Raw genomic sequence first — 16,753 nt, 5'->3', positions numbered from 1 at the left:
AAAAAATATCCAGAATTGTCTGGGTATTTTTTTTATTTTTAAACGTCATTTCCAGCCCTCTAAAAATAAACCTTTCATCCGATAATAACTTTAGAGAAGTAAAGGGGGAAAGAGAAAATGGGAAAAATGATCCAATGGTTCAAAAAACCATCCATTTCTAAAAAATTAGTTATTGCCTTTTTGGTAGTCCTTATACTGCCAACCGTCGCACTCACAATCAGTGCATTTTTTACATCAAAAACAGAGTTAGACAAGCAGATTATGGGCAGTGCAATGAGTCAGGTCAATGCATTTGATACCTTAATCGATGAGAATATTGGGAACAAGGCAGAGGCTGTGACTCTGTTTACAGATGATCTCAAAGCGGCTAATCTTCAAGAAAAAAATAGACAAGCTACCATTAAAGAATTGCAGCAATATGGAAAAATTAATGAAAAAGATGTCTCAGCCATTTATGCAGGTTCAGAAAAGGGTTTGTTCATGCAATACCCAGTTCAAAAAATGCCTGAAGGCTATGACCCGCGAGAGCGTCCATGGTATCAAGAGGCCATGAGTGCTGATGGTAAACAAGTCATCACGAAGCCATATGTCGCAGCATCTACAGGTAAAATGGTCATCACCATTGCCCAAAAAACGAAAGATGGCTCAGGGGTAATTGGTCTTGATATGGAAATTGACAGCCTCATTCAAAAGCTAAAAGAAATCAAAATAGGTCAAAAAGGATATGCTTTCATCATGGAGAAGGATAAAACCGTGTTAGCAGATCCAACCCAAAAGCCAGGAAGCAAAGTCAATGAGAATTTGGCGAACATTATTTTTAAAAACAAACAAGGAAACGGCAGCTATACACTAAATGGAACAGATAAAAAGGTAGCTTATGTCACCAATGAACTAACCGGCTGGAAAATCGGCGGCACGATGCTCGTATCAGAAGTAGAGGATGCAGCTAAACCCGTTTTCAATACAGCCATTATTGTGTTCAGTGTGACACTGATCGTAGCAGGAACCCTCATCTTCTTTATTGTCCGCTCTATTTCAAATAGATTATCCAATCTGGCCCGTTTCTCGAAAAAGGTCAGCGATGGTGATTTACGTGATAAACTTCAGATTCAATCAGATGATGAAATAGGACAAGTTGGTAAAGGCTTTAATACGATGATTGACTCATTAAGATCCCTCATTGGTGCCGTCCAAACCTCCGTTGAAAATGTCGCTTCTTCATCAGAAGAACTGACCGCAAGCGCAGGACAAACAAGTAAAGCAACAGAGCATATTACATTGGCCATTGAACAATTCTCTACTGGTAACGAAAGCCAGAATGATAAAGTGGAATCAAGCTCAGAAGAGTTAGAAGAAATGAACAGAGGCCTTCAGCACATGAATGAATCGGCCGAATCGATTACCGCTTCATCCATCAAATCAACAGAGATTGCAGGAGAAGGCGGACAGCTAGTAGAAAAAACCGCTTCTCAAATGAACGTGATTGATCAATCAGTGAAAAAAGCAGAGAATGTCATCAGTGCGCTAGAAAGCAAATCAAAAGATATCACCCAGATTCTTGGTGTCATTAATGGCATCGCAGATCAAACGAATTTACTTGCGCTGAATGCAGCGATTGAGGCAGCAAGAGCTGGCGAATCTGGTCGAGGTTTCTCCGTTGTAGCAGAAGAAGTAAGAAAACTTGCTGTTCAATCTGCCAACTCAGCGAAAGAAATTGAAAACTTAATCAAAGAAATCGTTCAAGATATTGATGTATCACAAGAAGTATTCACAGCAGTAAATCAAGAAGTTCAATCAGGCTTAAGCTTTACTGAACAAACGAAAGTCAGCTTCCACAATATTTTCGACATGACCAAAGAAATCTCAGATCAGCTCCAAACAATGAATCGAACAGTTGTCCAGTTGTCAAAAGGATCTGCACATGTTTCTGAGGCTGTCCGTGAGATTGCAGACGTATCACGTGAAAGCTCCGCCAATATTCAAGACATTGCCGCTTCAGCTGAAGAACAGCTGGCATCAATGGAAGAGATCAGCTCATCCTCTGCCACCCTTTCTTCAATGGCAGAAGAATTACGTGATTTAATTAGCAAATTTAAAGTCGAATAAACCAAATGAAAAGAACCTCCAGCTAGCTAGGGGGTTCTTTTTTTGAAGTGAGTAAATCGAAAGGAATAGGTAAATATGCTTATTTTGGTGGTTTTTTGAACATTACACCTTGAAAAATAATCCGTATTACCTAAGAATAGAGGGGGATGATCCCAAATCATAAACCAAAAGGAGTAGAGTCATGAAAAAAATCAACTTTTTTAAGCACTTTACGATGTCAAAGAAATTAATTACTGCATTCTTAGCGATTCTCCTAGTGCCCATTCTTGTGTTGGCCGCATTTTCCTATGAAGTGGCGTCTAAGTCTCTCAATGATGAGATTATGTCTAGCGCTGCAAATGGTGTGAATCAATTAAATGAACTGATCAATAAAGATGTACAGCCTAAAATTGATATTGTTTCATATTTATCTAAATCGGTGAAAAAAAAGGAACTGGCCTCTAAAAATAAGGATTTACTTAAGGTGAAATTAGAGCAACTATCGGAAACAGACGACGATGTCGTAGAAGTATTTGTTGCAGATCAGAATGGTAAACTAACTGAATATTCCGAGATTCATAAAGGCAGTGCCAAAAGCGCAAAAAATGAACCATGGTTTCAACAATCAATGGGAGATGACAAACTCATCATTTCAGATCCTTTTACAGACAAGTCATCAGATGACCTGCTCATCACAATATCAGAACAGTTAGCAGATGGTTCTGGTGTTATCGGCATAAATGTACGATTGAACACAATTGTGAAAGATACAAACAGCATCAAAATTGGTCAAGAAGGTTATGCGTTTGTTGCTACCTCAGACCAACGTTACATTGCTCATAAAACGGAAAAGGCCGGGACGAAACTGACAGGCGATTTCATCGAAAAAATGTATAACAATAAAAAAGGCAGTTTCGAATATGAATTCAGCGGACAGCCGAAGCAAATGTTTTATGACACAAATGAAGCGACAGGCTGGAAGCTCGCGGGCACCATGTATGTTAACGAAGTGAAAGAAGCCGCGCAGCCAGTGCTTGACTTAACCATGATCATCCTAGCTGCTGCGATTGTCATCGGTGGAATCGCGATTTATTTTATTATTAAATCAATTCGAAAACCACTCATAGAGCTCTCTGAATCGGCTGAGAAAATCAGTCAGGGGGATCTTACCCAGCATATTGAGGTGCGCACACATGATGAAATCGGCAAACTTGCACAGAGCTTTAACGATATGTCGGCAAAGCTGAAACAAGTCATTCAAGCCGTCCAGAATTCAATTGAAAATGTTGCTGCCTCATCTGAAGAATTAACGGCTAGCGCAGGACAGACAGCTCAAGCAACTGAGCATATTACCTCATCTATTGAACAGTTCTCAAACAGCAATGAACATCAAAATGAGATGATTGAAAAAAGCTCTGTCCAGCTAAACGACATGGATCGCAGTTTATCACATATGGTCAACACGACTTCTCACATGATGGAATCATCTATCGAGTCTAGCAAAACCGCTCAGGCTGGTGGAGAGCTCGTTCAAAAAACAGCAGGTCAAATGCAAACGATTGAACAAGCAGTGAAAGAAGCAGAGCTTGTGATTGCAGGGCTAGAACAGAAATCTAAGGACATTACAAGCATTCTTGGAGTCATCAACGGCATTGCAGATCAGACGAACCTCCTCGCTTTAAATGCAGCGATAGAAGCCGCACGTGCAGGTGAGGCAGGAAGAGGCTTCTCTGTGGTCGCAGAAGAAGTCCGCAAGCTGGCAGAGCAATCAGGCAGCTCTTCAAAAGAAATTGAAAGCCTAACGAACGAAATTGTAGATGAAATTGAAAAGTCGCAGAAGATGTTTAGACAAGTAGCAGGTGAAGTTCAATCTGGATTAAACATTACAGATGAAACGAAAGTGAGTTTTGAGAAAATCACCCATAAGACATCAGAAATGACAGAACAAATGAAACAAATGAACGGATCAGCCCAAGAACTTTCTCATGGCTCAAACGATATTTCACAAGCAGTCAATCAAATCAAAGAGCTTTCACGTGAAAGTTCCGCAGGTTTCCAAGATATTGCGGCTTCAGCAGAAGAACAGCTGGCATCAATGGAAGAGATCAGCTCATCTTCCGCCACTTTATCTCAAATGGCAGAAGAACTGAGAGAGCTCATCAAACAATTTAAAATATAAGAGTCATAGTAGAACCCCTGACGTTTTGACGTCAGGGGTTTCAGCGTATAGACAAACCCTCGCATTCGGTGTCAGTCCTGCGTGCTGGTGCTCACGAATTCAAATTCGCTCCGCGCCAGTACTCGTCCTTCCTAGGGCTGCAAAGGTTTTCTATCACGCTGAAAAGAAGACAAAGGGCTAAAATAAAGTTCATTTTAGCCCTTTGTCAATAATCTGGAACACCTGACGTTTTGACGTCAGGTGTTTTTCCGTTATTTGCACATAATTTGGGTATTTTGGACTTATCTAGACTTTAATAAGTTAAAAAAGTAAAGAACCTAGTAGTACTTCCGATATATATACTATCTTACTAAAAGGAGTTTTCTTTTTTATGAATTTCATACAGTATTTCAAAAAACCATCGATATCAAAAAAGCTCGTTTTCTCTTTCTTATTTATTCTTTTATGCCCAATTATCGTATTGGCATTCTCTTCATATCATACGGCGAGCACCTCTTTAAATGATCAAATCATGCAAAGTGCAAAGGAAAATGTAGAACAGCTGGACAAAAACATTACGAAGGTTGTAAAAGTAAAAACAGACGCAGCCGATTTCTTTAGCAAATGGATTACGGAGAAAAAGCTGGGGCAAAAAGGAACGACTGATATTCAAGGACGCTTTGAGCAGTTCATGAGCATGAATGATGACACAGAAGGCATCTTTGTTGCTTCAAGTGATGGAAAAGTGTTCTCAAGATATCCTAATCAAAAAATGCCTGCTGATTATGTCGCAACTGAGCGGGATTGGTACAAAGATGGCTGGGCGAAAAACGGTGAGCTGTCTGTTTCCGCTCCATATCCAACCGCATCAACTGGTACGCTTGTTGTGACGATTTCTAAAAAACTAGAGGATGGTTCTGGTGTTATTGCCATGAACCTGGACATTGCGAATCTAGTAAAAGAGTCTAATAGTATCAATATTGGTAAAGAAGGTCATGCTTTTATCGGCAGCCCAGATCGAACATACGTGGCACATCCAACGAAAAAAGCAGGAACAAAATTAACAGGTGATTGGGTAGACAAGCTTTATACACAAGACAAAGGTTCAATGAGTTATATGTTTGAAGGAAAAGAAAAGCAAATGGAGTTCACAACAAACAAAGCGACTGGTTGGAAAATTGCCGGTACAATGTTTGTCAATGAAGTAGAAGAAGCGGCGCAGCCAGTCTTCAACATGGCGGCTATTATATTAGCTGGTGCGCTCATCATTGGCGGTATTCTCATCTTCTTTATCATCCGTTCTATTACAAAACCACTTTCCATGCTTGTCTCCTCTTCTAAGAAGATTAGCGAAGGAGATTTAACAGAAAAAATTGATGTTAAATCAAAGGATGAAATTGGTCAGCTCGGTACAAGTTTTAATGAAATGAGTGAGTCACTCAGAGACGTCATCCAAGCTGTACAGACATCTGTTGAGAACGTGGCGTCATCGTCGGAAGAACTGACGGCAAGTGCAGGTCAAACGACAAAAGCAACCGAACATATTACATCGTCCATTGAAACATTCTCGAACGGAAACGAAAATCAAAGCGAAATGGTGGAACAAAGTGCAGCCCACTTGAAACAAATGAACGAAGGGCTAAATGAAGTTGCACAAACATCTGATGTCATTACAGAATCATCGGTTCAATCAAAAACAGTCGCAGAAACAGGCGGACAGCTTGTTGAACAGACAGTTGGCCAAATGAAAACGATTGATCATTCAGTGAAAGAAGCTGAAAGTGTGATCAACGGATTAGAGCATAAATCAAAAGATATCACCAACATTTTAGGTGTCATTAACGGTATAGCAGATCAAACGAATTTACTGGCACTGAATGCAGCCATTGAAGCAGCACGTGCGGGTGAGTCAGGCAGAGGCTTCTCGGTTGTAGCAGAAGAAGTCCGTAAACTGGCAGTTCAATCATCAGATTCTGCAAAAGAGATTGAAAAACTCGTCAAAGAAATTGTCTCTGAAATAGAAACGTCTCAAAATATGTTCAAATCTGTGAATGAAGAAGTGAAAAATGGCCTATCAATTACAGACCAAACAAAAGAAAGCTTCTCACAAATCAATCAGCAAACAGCGGAAATTGCGACAAGAATCAATGAAATGAATACGACAGTTCGTGAGCTTTCAAAAGGATCTGAGCAAATTTCTAAAGCAGTGAATGAAATTGCAGATGTATCGAGAGAGAGTTCAGCAAGTATTCAAGATATTGCGGCATCAGCAGAAGAACAGCTGGCATCAATGGAAGAGATTAGTTCTTCTTCGACGACGCTTTCCCAAATGGCGGAAGAATTGCGTGACTTAATTAAAAAATTCAAGATCAGTGAATAATGGAAAGTGGTTCTCCTCAAGGGGAACCGCTTTTCTTTTTAAGAGATGATCTCGTACAATAGAGGAAATCCGAAGAAAAGGAGAGATGTTATGCGTTTATCAAATAAGAAGGTCATTGCGTTAGTCAGTGATGATTTTGAAGATTTAGAGCTATGGTATCCCGTTTTGCGATTAAGAGAAGAGGGGGCAACTGTCCATCTCGTAGGCGAAAAAGCAGATCATGAATATATCGGGAAGTACGGAGTGCCAGCTGTATCAGATGCAGACTTCTATTCCATTCAAGCAGATGATTATGATGCGGTTCTCGTTCCTGGGGGATGGGCACCGGATAAACTGCGCCGATATCCAGAAGTATTAGACATCGTTCGTACGTTTGATGCAAAGGGCAAACCGATCGGACAAATCTGTCATGCCGGATGGGTGCTCATTTCAGCTGGTATCCTGAAAGGTAAAAAAGTGACGAGTACACCTGGTATTAAAGATGATATGACGAATGCTGGAGCGGAATGGTTTGATGAAGCCGTTGTGACAGATGGTCATATTGTATCTAGCAGACGCCCGCCGGACCTTCCGCCATATGTGAAAGCATTTGCCGATGTATTAGCGGCAAACTAGATTCACACGAACAAACAAAGGGCTGTAAAACGCCCTTTGTTCATTCAATGCCTCATTACATTTGTCTGTCGGCTGGATAGATAATGCCCATTTGTCTTCTCGCCTCGTCCATGACGGACATGGTTTGAACGGATAAGGCAAATGTATTGACTGGCGACTGTCCCTTTTTTTGCTTGATGCATTGAATGAAGTGATCGATTTCATAATACATAGCCGGTTGATCATCTTTGAGAGAAATATCGGTTTGCTGTCCATTCCGATCATGGATGATGATACGAGAAGGACGGTGAAATTGATCAATCACCATCGTGGCATCCTCCCCTTGAATTTCAGCAGATACATGAGATGTTGAGATTTTTGAATGGAAAAGAAGTGCTTGATGTCCTTCATATTGTAAAAGTAATGAACCGCTCCCATCTACTCCAGAAGAAAGTGTATAGCCTCTCGCGGTGATTTGATGTGGCAGCCCGAATAAATAAATGATGGGAAAGACAAGATACACGCCGATGTCCATTAAGGAGCCATTGGATAATTCCGGCTTAAAAGCATTTGGAATCTCACCGTTTCGGTAGGCATCGTATCTTGAGGAATATTTACAGTAATGAGCGATCACTTGCCGAATGGGGCCTAGTTGATCAAGATGCTGTTTGATTTGAAGAAAATTCGGCAGAAATGTGGTCTTCATCGCTTCCATTAAGCACACCTGATATTTTTTCGCAGCAGCAATCATTTCTTCAGCCTCTTTCCGGTGAGAGGCCAATGGTTTTTCACATAATACATGTTTTTGATGCGCCATCATCAGCATCGCTTGCTCTTTGTGAAGGGCGTTTGGACTTGCGATATACACAGCATCAAACGCATCACTTTCCGCCATTTGCTGTAAATTAGTAAAGACGGTCTCAATGCCATACTTGCCTGCAAATGCCTGTCCTTTTTCAGCAGACCGAGAATAGACGGCCGTACATGTAAAATCCGCCACTCCTTCACCAGCCTGTAAGAATCGATCTGTAATCCAATTCGTTCCGATGACAGCAAATCGAATCATCACATTCCCTCCTTCTGCTTTTCTCTGATTATACATGCTTTGAAAGCGTTTGTATGAAAGAATCTTCTTTTTTATTGAAAAGCGGATGAAACCTTTACCTTAGCTGATGCGTCTTACATAAAGAATATAAATGTACGAAAAGTGGATAGTTTCCTCCTTCATTCGGGTAATACTTGAGAAGGAGGGAGGAGGAAACGAACATGAAGCGCATCCTACATATAGGAAGTACATACGCATTCGCGCTTTTATTTATAGCAGCCGGTGTTTTTCATGTGATAGAGCCAAGCGGCTTTGCCCGCATGATGTCTGGATGGCCATTTCCCTATGGCATCATTTATGCCACCGCATGTTTGGAATGGCTGCTCGCCGTATTACTGCTTCTTCCAAACGTAAGGATTGTGGCAGCAAAAATGATCGCTGTCTATCTGGTGCTCATTTTCCCTGCGAACCTATTTGCTGCGAGAGAAGGGATTCCATTTCCAGGGCAAGAGAGCACAGAACAAGCCTTGTTATGGATGAGATTAATCGGACAACCGATTTTGATTGGATGGGCCATGTCCATTGCGAAACTGGAAGAAAAGCTGAAACAATGATCACAAAATGATGATCAAGTAGTGTACAATTTACTAATAAAATAGCCCGTGTTTGGAGGAAAGATATGAATTCTATGCAAATGTGGAGCAGTCGATTTAGAAAATTTTTTCTTGATAACAAGTTTGTTCTCTTTTTACTCATCCTGCTATTAATAGGGTTGAATATCCTTGTTTTCATGAAAGCATCTTTTATTTTCACACCGCTCATTGTACTCATCAAAACCATTGCCTTACCGATTATTTTAACGGGGGTTGTGTATTATTTATTAAATCCAATTGTGAATTTATTAGAGAGATTTAAGGTCAAACGGATCTTTTCGATTTTGCTTTTATATATCGTCATTATTGGGATCATTACAGTGACCATTGTATCTATTATTCCTTTTTTACAAGCACAAACGATGAGTCTGTTTCATAATCTGCCAAAATACGTTGATACGGTAGAAGAACAGATTCGACAACTAACAGGAAGCAACTTCATTAATCAGGCGCAGAAAACGATGAATTTTAACGTCTCTGAATTGGTGAGTAAAGCATCAAGTCAAGCGACGAAGATTTTGGAAAGTACTTTTACCGGAGTCGGCACTTTCTTAGGGGCGCTTACTGAAATTATCATCTCGATCGTGACGGTTCCGTTCATTCTGTTTTATCTATTAAAAGACGGCAAAAAACTGCCTGACTATTTCTTGAAATTTATTCCGAATAAGTTTAGAGAGCATACACATATCGTGCTTCACGAAATGAACCATCGCTTAAGCTCTTATATTCTTGGACAGATCATTGTCAGCTTCTGTATCGGTGTTCTTCTTTTAATCGGTTATCTGATTATTGGACTTGACTATGCGCTGCTTCTGGCGATTATTGCAGCATGTACAAGTGTAGTGCCTTACCTTGGGCCAACAATTGCCATTACACCAGCGATTGTGATTGCACTTGTCACATCACCCATTATGCTACTGAAACTGATCATTGTCTGGACAGTGGTTCAACTTATTGAAGGGAAATTCATTTCTCCTCAGGTCATGGGGAAAAACCTTCATATCCATCCGATCACGATTATCTTTGTTCTATTAACAGCAGGTAAATTGTTCAGCGTAGTCGGCATCATTGTCGCGATTCCGACGTATGCCGTTCTGAAAGTGATCACGACCCACCTCTTTGATTGGTTCAAAATGCGATCCAATTTGTATAAAGAAGAAAAGGTTTGATGTCATAATCTTTTTTAGAAAAAAATATAGTATCATAAAGACGAGCTTTCGAAAAAGAAAGCTTGTCTTTATGTGGACATAGATGTTTGCCTTCAAAAGATCAGAATTGAAAGGAAAGAAAATCATGAATCTATGGGATTTATTCGTGGCACTGGTTTTAGGAATTGTCGAAGGATTAACAGAGTATGCACCTGTCTCGTCTACAGGGCATATGATCATTGTTGATGATCTTTGGCTAAAATCAAAAGACATCATTACGCCAGAGGCTGCAAACACATTTAAAGTCGTGATTCAGTTAGGTTCTATTTTAGCTGTCATGATCGTGTTTAAAGATCGTATTTTGAACTTGTTAGGCTTAAAGAAAAATATCACAGAAGAACAAAAACGCAGCGGACATAAGCTGACCATTGCTCAAATTGCTGTTGGACTCGTCCCAGCCGTCATTTTAGGATTCTTATTTGAAGATTATATTGATAAATATTTGTTTGATGTGAGAACGGTCGCTGTCGGTTTGATTTTAGGGGCTGTGCTGATGCTTGTCGCTGATTGGATCAATAAACGTAAAACAGAAACAAGCTCTGTGGATAATATGACGTACAGACAAGCGCTGTATATCGGGTTATTTCAATGTTTAGCACTATGGCCAGGCTTCTCGCGTTCGGGTTCTACAATAGCAGGTGGTGTTATTCTTGGTCTGAATCACCGCGCGGCGGCTGACTTTACGTTTATTATGGCCATGCCGATTATGGCGGGAGCAAGCCTCTTAACACTTGTTAAAAATGCCGAATATTTAACAACAGACATGCTTCCATTCTTTATTGTGGGCTTTGTGAGTGCGTTTATTGTGGCTCTCTTTGTTGTTCGATTCTTCCTAAAACTGATTAATAAAATCAAACTTGTGCCTTTTGCGATCTACCGAATCATCCTAGGTCTGATTTTATTTATCCTGTTTATGTAATGATGGAAAACTACTCTTTTAAAAGAGTAGTTTTTTTGTTGTTTTGCCCTTTTAAACAGTAAAAACGGCCTCTTAATTGGTAGAAAAAGAAGTTTTTTCTTAAATTAGTGTTTAAGTGACAAAGAAAAGGGTAGTACATAAACATACCAATTAAAGGAGGAGTTAGAAATAATGAGGAAAACAAGTAAATTTTTTGTTAGCTCTATGATTGCTACGTCAATGGTTGCTGTCCCTTTATCTCTTACGACTTTTGGTCAAAAGGCTGAAGCTGCTACGACAACAGGTGTCGATGGAAGTGTCTCGATTGATCCAGTAGCCATTGCCGATAAAATTGAACAAGCAGTAAAATCATCTCAAAATCGTGATGGATTTGTAAAAAATGCGGCATACAGTGCATTCTATGAAGCTGGTCAAAATTACAACGTAGTTGTTCAAAACTTAAGCCAAGATCATGACTTTAGCGGACTGAACAATGTTGTTTATTATGATAGTGTTGAATATGACGGCATTACGTTTGGTATTTGGGTATTTGAAGATGGTACGTTTGTCAACAATGGTGACGGCGGCTATATTAACTGGACTTTTGTTGGCAGCTTTGACCGCGAAGAAGGAAGCGGTACTGTCGATTTCCATAAAAGATTCTAATCTCAACGTCAAAAGTCTGCCGATCCATCGGCAGACTTTTTTAAAGCGCACATTCTTCTATTTCAAAACCTAAATCTTCAATGATGTGATGATCGGTTTGAACTTGCTGTCCTTTTGTCGTTAAATAATCGCCTACGAAAATAGAGTTTGCTGCATATAATGCGAGAGGCTGAAGCGTTCGCAAATTAAACTCTCTTCCGCCAGATACTCGAATTTCCTTAGCCGGGTTGATAAATCGCATCAGTGCCAAAACCTTCAACGCTTTAATCGGATGTGTGCGTTCTTGATGTTCAAGAGGCGTTCCTTCAATTGCATGGAGAAAGTTGACGGGAATCGAATCCGCATCAAGGGCTCTCAGCGCAAAAGCCATTTCAACAATTTGTTGATTGGTTTCGCCCATTCCAATAATAACCCCTGAACATGGTGACATCCCTGACTGTTTGACCTTATCAATGGTCGATACGCGGTCATCATACGTATGGGTCGTTGTAATTTGAGCATGATGATCTTGATGTGTATTGAGATTATGATTATACCGATGAACACCCGCTTCCTTCAGCCGCTTCGCTTTTTCTTCATTTAATAATCCAAGACATGCACACACCTTCAAAGGCATTGTCTCAGTAATTTCCTTTACTGCTGCGGTGACTTCATCTAATTCACGGTGCGAAGGTGCTCTCCCGCTTGCTACAATACAATAAGTCCCCGCTTTTCTTTTTAACGCCTCACGCGCACCGGCCACAATGGTTTTTTGGTCAAGCATTGTATACCTCTCAACAGGAGCTGTTGAAATCACCGATTGTGAACAATACCCGCAGTTTTCAGGACAATATCCGCTTTTGGCGTTAAAGATCATATTTAACTTCACCTTTTTTTGAAAAAAATGAAATCTCACCTGATAAGCTGCATGCATAATAGGTAACAATTCACTATCGTCAGCTTCAAGAATGTCTAAACCCTCTTGCAACGTGATCGGTTCATTTTTCATGGCCTTCTCCGCTATCGTTTCCCAAGACAAAGATATGTGTTTTATCATCATCAGCCCCTCATTATGTAAACTTATTATAATTAAAAGTTAACATATTGGTTGGTCTATTGCAAAAATTGAATGTATAGCTGGTTTTAGAGAATTGTCACATTATTAAAGGCGATGATATGATGTCATCGCCTTTAGTTTAATAAATTTATTAGAGTTTTAGTTGGTAATTGTATAGTTGTTAATTACACGTTCACCATCTGAATTTAGATAAGATATTTTAACAAAGCCAGGTTTTAAAAAGTAAATGAAAGTGAAATTTGGAGCAGTTTGTTTCAGTTCAACAGCGTCTGTATTACCGGATAAAGTTATTCTACTGATTGGAATTGAAAAAGCACCAGACCATCCTACCTTAACTTTACGGTCGATCGTAATCACTTTATTCATAATAGGAGCTTTTGCTATAACTGGTTCTTTAGGCTGTGCAGCTGCATGAGCACCTTCTGTTTGGAAGAACGTAAGAGCACCTAAAGCAGCTAAAGACAATGTACAAGCTTTCATTAATTTTTTCATCGGTAACACTCCTTTTTTTAGTATATACATATATTAATAATAATAGAATTATATGTCAATCAAAATAAGTGGAAAAATGAGTATTTTTGGTGAAAATTGTCACATATTATGTAGGGGAAGACGATTTTATCCCGAAAAACATGATTTTTTATTCATATGTCATTCTTTTTTAGGGGGAAAAAGAGACATAAAAAAAGCTGGGTATCTACCCAGCTATGTGATGCTTTATGAAAAGAGATCTTTTATTTGTCGTCTGTCTGTTTTGGCTGACGGCCTTTTTGTTTTTCTTTCTCTCTAATGTAGTTAATAAAGTCGATGGTTTGTCTTCGTGCTTCTTCAGAAAAATCGGAGGCAGCTTTAAACGCAATTTGCAAATCAGGATCATCTGCAAGATCGTCATCAGAGGCGTTTTTGTCTTTACCTGTGAGAAGATAATCTGTTGAGACCCCGTATAACTCGGCGATTTTCACAATCATTTCACCATCTGGCTTTCTCAATCCATACTCCCAGTTAGCATAGGTCGACATCGCCTTTAACCCGAGTTTTTTGGCAACGGTAGACTTACTCCATCCATGTTTCTCTCTTAATTCAGTTAGAATCTTTCCAGTCAAATTATCCATCGGAAACACCTTTTTTCATATTATGTGTAAATTTTATCATGAATTACACGGAAAAGATAAATAAATACACAAAAAGAATAAAAATATGATTGACTTACCCGTTTTGTGTATATTATCATAATGAATATAACTTACACATAATGAGTAAGAGGTGGAAACATGAAACTTGAAAATTTACGAGAAGAACGAATATTACAAGGAAAAACACAAACGTATATGGCGAAAAAACTTGGATATAAGTACACGAGTGGCTATGCAAATATAGAAATGGGCCGAACAAAGCCCAGCTTAGAAATAGCCAAGCATATTGCAGATTTGCTAAATATCGGTGTTCAAGAGCTTTTTTTTGGTCAAAAGTTACACAAAAAGAGTAATAGTCTTGAGGAAGACCGTTCTTAAAAAGGGGAGACAAACAGAATGAGTATCGAACATCCGATGGTGTCACAAATGAATGATTTCGGCTATCCAAAACGTTACTGGCCATATGAAATGTCCCGAAATGGTTATCGATTAGAGGACGAGGACCGTGAGAAAGGATTTGATGATGATGAGACATCAGATGACATTTGATGCCCGAAAAGAAGCACAGCATTGCCTAGTACAAGCTGGCGGCTGGATCACTTTTCATCAAAAAGAGCCGATTTTTGCTTTCCCCACGGCAGAAGAAAAACGCACATACATGACCCTCATGGCAGAAAAAGCCGTTGATGACAAGAAGAAGGAAAGGATGAATGCGACATGAATCGATTGAAGCAAATCATGACATTCCTGAAATGTTTGCTCAATGCGGGTCAAAACGAACAAGACATTCGGCAGTGGGCGAAGGATGACGGGAGATCGTAGCATGGTCCTTCATTTTATCATTGAAAAAGAACATTTATGCACAAAAGAGACATTGATAAACAGAATTCAAACAGCCGCTAAAGCGCAATGCACAAGCAAAATAAAAGGCGCATTATCACTCGACATTCGCTCATTTTACAATATGCCCATTGATCTAGCGAACAGCCAAGACACGCGTACATCTGCAGAAAAAGGCTTGATACGCCCGGTACACATCAGCATTCTTCAACCAAATTTGCAGTATATACAAGAAGCACTTCATGCCGTTACCGATGACGCCTCTTTACAGATTGTAGAATTAAGAGTTTCACAGTTTTATAGCATGCGTCCTCGAATGGAAATCATTTTAAATACGATGGGTGATGATATGAGATCCTCACCACCAAATAAGGAGACAAGCATATGAACGAGCCAAAACAACTCATGATTCAAGAAAACCAGACATTTGTCGGTGAAATGGAAAAAGGAAAGATTCAAGTCATTGTGTTAGATGGAAACGTAGGAACGGCTTATATGATGGATGTACCTGAGCATGGAAAAACGATTATTCAAACAGCAAAAGGACATTTTGCAAGAGTCGATCATGAGATTGGTTTTAAAATCAGCTAGTCTGATGAACAAGAACAACTGAATAAGTCCAAGACGGAAAGCCTGCGGACACTGATCAAGACCCTATAAAAAGGGGCTGATTGGTGTCCGTTTTTTATTTTCTTAAAAAAGGGAGAGAGCATAGATGCAAGATTTATTGATTGAATATAAAAGAAGTTTAAAAGATGCCAGAAAACGATATGAACAATTGAAAGACAAAGAAGAGAAACAGATGTCAGATCAGGACAAACATGATCAAAAAATGATCGCCAGTATGGTCAGTGATTTAGAATACGTGGTGGAATGGCTTCAAATCGGTAGAGAGCCAGGCGCACGCAGAGGATTAGATAGACGGTCTGTGTATCAGCGCACCATTCTTGCTAATCAAGAGGTATTAGAGGCTTTATCACATGAATACACCCTCATTCAAGAGAAAGAAAGAGAGGTAAGTGAGCGGGATAAAAGGCGAATCGATGAAGCTTTGTCTGTTTTAACAGATCGAGAGAAGGACGTATTTTTTATGCACACAACGCAGGGTCTGTCATTTAGCGAGATTGCGATCATGCTAGATGTAAAAAAAGGAACAGTCCAAAAACATATGGAAAGAGCTCGGACCAAAATGTCCAAAAAAGTACAAGAACGCCTATTCAGAGCTGCTGAATAGGCGTTTTTTCTTTCATCACATCAATCTTCAAAAGCTTGTCTTACAGTTGCCACCTATAGTTAGAAAGACCAAACGAATGTTTGCTAGCCCGGCACAAATGATTTCTCATCAGGGAATCATTCGAACTAAAAGGAGGCGGCAGGTGAATGTAAATGAAAGATAAACGGATAGAGGCTAAGCAGGATTATATGAAAGGGATGACGTACCAGCAACTAGCCGATCATTACAACGTCTCCATCCATACCGTTAAATCATGGAAAAGACGATACGGCTGGCAAAGACAAAAAACACCGTCAAAGCAGGCGCACTCGATCTTTCATCAATTTCTTTCAGATGAAACGATTGAAATCATGGAAAAAATGGATGGGCGCACATCTCTTGATATCATCTGGGATCAAATTCAAATTCAATACGCAGCCATTATTCGAGCGCAGCGCATCATGCATGTAGCAGATCAAGATGACATGATCAAAGAACTGAAAAAGGCGACGTACTTGCCTTCTTCATTAGAGGAAGAAACAGGCGAAGGCATTCATCCAGAGCCAGAGATCACGGCAGAGGAATTTTCGTTTCAATTTTCATGGGATCGGCATGCTACTTTTTTAAATGCCCAATCTCGTGCAATGGGAGAACTAAGACGGCTGATTAAACAGTTTGAAGAGCTCGCTCACGCAAAAGATGAACGAAGATTAAGGCTGAAGCAAATTGAGCTGACAATCGAAAAAACAAAAAAAGCAGTTCGTGAGGAAAAAGAAGAAGATCTTCATATCATGATCAAAAGAAAAGAGGACGATTCATGACG

The 16,753-nt window shown here is 39.7% G+C and carries 19 protein-coding genes and 2 pseudogenes; 17 read left to right on the top strand and 4 right to left on the bottom strand.

The annotated features are described in order from the left end of the window. Nucleotides 1-117: 117 nt before the first annotated feature. The 6 genes and pseudogenes from AC0VYC_RS14505 to AC0VYC_RS14480 all read left to right on the top strand — a co-directional run. Nucleotides 118-1,161, top strand: a pseudogene (locus tag AC0VYC_RS14505) (HAMP domain-containing protein); the annotation flags it as partial. Beyond that, nucleotides 1,156-2,106 carry a methyl-accepting chemotaxis protein gene (locus tag AC0VYC_RS14500; protein ID WP_370529239.1) on the top strand — a complete coding sequence of 317 codons (951 nt, stop codon included), beginning with the start codon at nucleotides 1,156-1,158 and terminating at the stop codon, nucleotides 2,104-2,106. The pseudogene AC0VYC_RS14505 and the gene AC0VYC_RS14500, both read left to right, overlap by 6 nt. Before the next feature lie 181 nt (nucleotides 2,107-2,287). Continuing rightward, nucleotides 2,288-3,325 (top strand): annotated as a pseudogene (locus AC0VYC_RS14495) (HAMP domain-containing protein); the annotation flags it as partial. Then, a complete protein-coding gene (locus AC0VYC_RS14490) occupies nucleotides 3,317-4,264 on the top strand; it encodes a methyl-accepting chemotaxis protein (RefSeq protein WP_370539194.1) in 948 nt (315 codons plus the stop codon). The pseudogene AC0VYC_RS14495 and the gene AC0VYC_RS14490, both read left to right, overlap by 9 nt. A gap of 370 nt (nucleotides 4,265-4,634) precedes the next feature. Next, entirely contained in the window at nucleotides 4,635-6,623 is a 1,989-nt protein-coding gene (gene tlpB, locus AC0VYC_RS14485) for a methyl-accepting chemotaxis protein TlpB (RefSeq protein ID WP_039169704.1), read from the top strand. 90 nt (nucleotides 6,624-6,713) lie between these two features. Beyond that, nucleotides 6,714-7,238 carry a type 1 glutamine amidotransferase domain-containing protein gene (locus tag AC0VYC_RS14480; RefSeq protein ID WP_008344162.1) on the top strand — a complete coding sequence of 175 codons (525 nt, stop codon included), beginning with the start codon at nucleotides 6,714-6,716 and terminating at the stop codon, nucleotides 7,236-7,238. Between the two features lie 55 nt (nucleotides 7,239-7,293). Here AC0VYC_RS14480 and AC0VYC_RS14475 read toward each other — a convergent pair whose 3' ends face one another. After that, entirely contained in the window at nucleotides 7,294-8,283 is a 990-nt protein-coding gene (locus tag AC0VYC_RS14475) for a Gfo/Idh/MocA family protein (RefSeq protein ID WP_326111188.1), read from the bottom strand. A gap of 200 nt (nucleotides 8,284-8,483) precedes the next feature. Between AC0VYC_RS14475 and AC0VYC_RS14470 the strand changes: the two genes are divergently transcribed. The 4 genes from AC0VYC_RS14470 to AC0VYC_RS14455 all read left to right on the top strand — a co-directional run bounded on the left by AC0VYC_RS14470 (nucleotide 8,484) and on the right by AC0VYC_RS14455 (nucleotide 11,687). Further along, nucleotides 8,484-8,876 (top strand): DoxX family protein, encoded by a 393-nt coding sequence (locus tag AC0VYC_RS14470; protein ID WP_041507688.1) that lies wholly within the window; start codon nucleotides 8,484-8,486, stop codon nucleotides 8,874-8,876. Nucleotides 8,877-8,941: 65 nt separating this feature from the next. Then, on the top strand, nucleotides 8,942-10,084 hold the full coding sequence (locus tag AC0VYC_RS14465) for an AI-2E family transporter (RefSeq protein ID WP_024719700.1): 1,143 nt from the start codon (nucleotides 8,942-8,944) through the stop codon (nucleotides 10,082-10,084). A gap of 124 nt (nucleotides 10,085-10,208) precedes the next feature. Next, the gene (locus AC0VYC_RS14460) at nucleotides 10,209-11,042 is read left to right on the top strand and encodes an undecaprenyl-diphosphate phosphatase (RefSeq protein ID WP_024719699.1); all 834 of its coding nucleotides are present in this window, start codon (nucleotides 10,209-10,211) and stop codon (nucleotides 11,040-11,042) included. Nucleotides 11,043-11,213: 171 nt separating this feature from the next. Continuing rightward, nucleotides 11,214-11,687, top strand: coding sequence for a hypothetical protein (locus AC0VYC_RS14455; protein ID WP_007500557.1), 474 nt, complete (start codon nucleotides 11,214-11,216; stop codon nucleotides 11,685-11,687). A 40-nt stretch (nucleotides 11,688-11,727) separates the two neighbouring features. On the opposite strand, the gene bioB is transcribed toward AC0VYC_RS14455, so the two are convergent. The 3 genes from bioB to AC0VYC_RS14440 all read right to left on the bottom strand — a co-directional run bounded on the left by bioB (nucleotide 11,728) and on the right by AC0VYC_RS14440 (nucleotide 13,856). After that, nucleotides 11,728-12,723: a biotin synthase BioB gene (bioB, locus tag AC0VYC_RS14450; protein WP_335350718.1), complete on the bottom strand. Its 996-nt coding sequence runs from the start codon at nucleotides 12,721-12,723 to the stop codon at nucleotides 11,728-11,730. Between the two features lie 159 nt (nucleotides 12,724-12,882). Beyond that, nucleotides 12,883-13,236, bottom strand: coding sequence for a hypothetical protein (locus AC0VYC_RS14445; RefSeq protein ID WP_335350717.1), 354 nt, complete (start codon nucleotides 13,234-13,236; stop codon nucleotides 12,883-12,885). 242 nt (nucleotides 13,237-13,478) lie between these two features. Next, a complete protein-coding gene (locus tag AC0VYC_RS14440; protein WP_007500560.1) occupies nucleotides 13,479-13,856 on the bottom strand; it encodes a helix-turn-helix domain-containing protein in 378 nt (125 codons plus the stop codon). A gap of 159 nt (nucleotides 13,857-14,015) precedes the next feature. On the opposite strand from AC0VYC_RS14440, the gene AC0VYC_RS14435 reads away from it, so the two are divergent. From AC0VYC_RS14435 to terS, 7 genes are all read left to right on the top strand, one after another. Beyond that, nucleotides 14,016-14,255 carry a helix-turn-helix transcriptional regulator gene (locus AC0VYC_RS14435; protein ID WP_017358976.1) on the top strand — a complete coding sequence of 80 codons (240 nt, stop codon included), beginning with the start codon at nucleotides 14,016-14,018 and terminating at the stop codon, nucleotides 14,253-14,255. Between the two features lie 18 nt (nucleotides 14,256-14,273). After that, a complete protein-coding gene (locus AC0VYC_RS14430; protein WP_340959084.1) occupies nucleotides 14,274-14,426 on the top strand; it encodes a hypothetical protein in 153 nt (50 codons plus the stop codon). Continuing rightward, a complete protein-coding gene (locus tag AC0VYC_RS14425) occupies nucleotides 14,416-14,598 on the top strand; it encodes a hypothetical protein (RefSeq protein WP_017358978.1) in 183 nt (60 codons plus the stop codon). Before AC0VYC_RS14430 ends, AC0VYC_RS14425 begins: the two co-directional genes overlap by 11 nt. Nucleotides 14,599-14,700: 102 nt before the next feature. Then, nucleotides 14,701-15,105 carry a RusA family crossover junction endodeoxyribonuclease gene (locus tag AC0VYC_RS14420; RefSeq protein WP_041507685.1) on the top strand — a complete coding sequence of 135 codons (405 nt, stop codon included), beginning with the start codon at nucleotides 14,701-14,703 and terminating at the stop codon, nucleotides 15,103-15,105. Between the two features lie 17 nt (nucleotides 15,106-15,122). Further along, complete coding sequence (locus tag AC0VYC_RS14415) at nucleotides 15,123-15,308, top strand: XtrA/YqaO family protein (RefSeq protein ID WP_370648332.1); 186 nt, start codon at nucleotides 15,123-15,125, stop codon at nucleotides 15,306-15,308. 124 nt (nucleotides 15,309-15,432) lie between these two features. Next, complete coding sequence (locus tag AC0VYC_RS14410) at nucleotides 15,433-15,951, top strand: sigma-70 family RNA polymerase sigma factor (RefSeq protein ID WP_024719695.1); 519 nt, start codon at nucleotides 15,433-15,435, stop codon at nucleotides 15,949-15,951. 152 nt (nucleotides 15,952-16,103) lie between these two features. After that, complete coding sequence (gene terS / locus AC0VYC_RS14405; RefSeq protein ID WP_008344125.1) at nucleotides 16,104-16,751, top strand: phage terminase small subunit; 648 nt, start codon at nucleotides 16,104-16,106, stop codon at nucleotides 16,749-16,751. The last annotated feature ends 2 nt before the right edge of the window (nucleotides 16,752-16,753 follow it).

Source organism: Bacillus sp. iso_77, from assembly GCF_056173625.1.
Note: the sequence above shows the minus strand (reverse complement) of the source record. Positions and strands in the feature narration are given on the sequence as shown.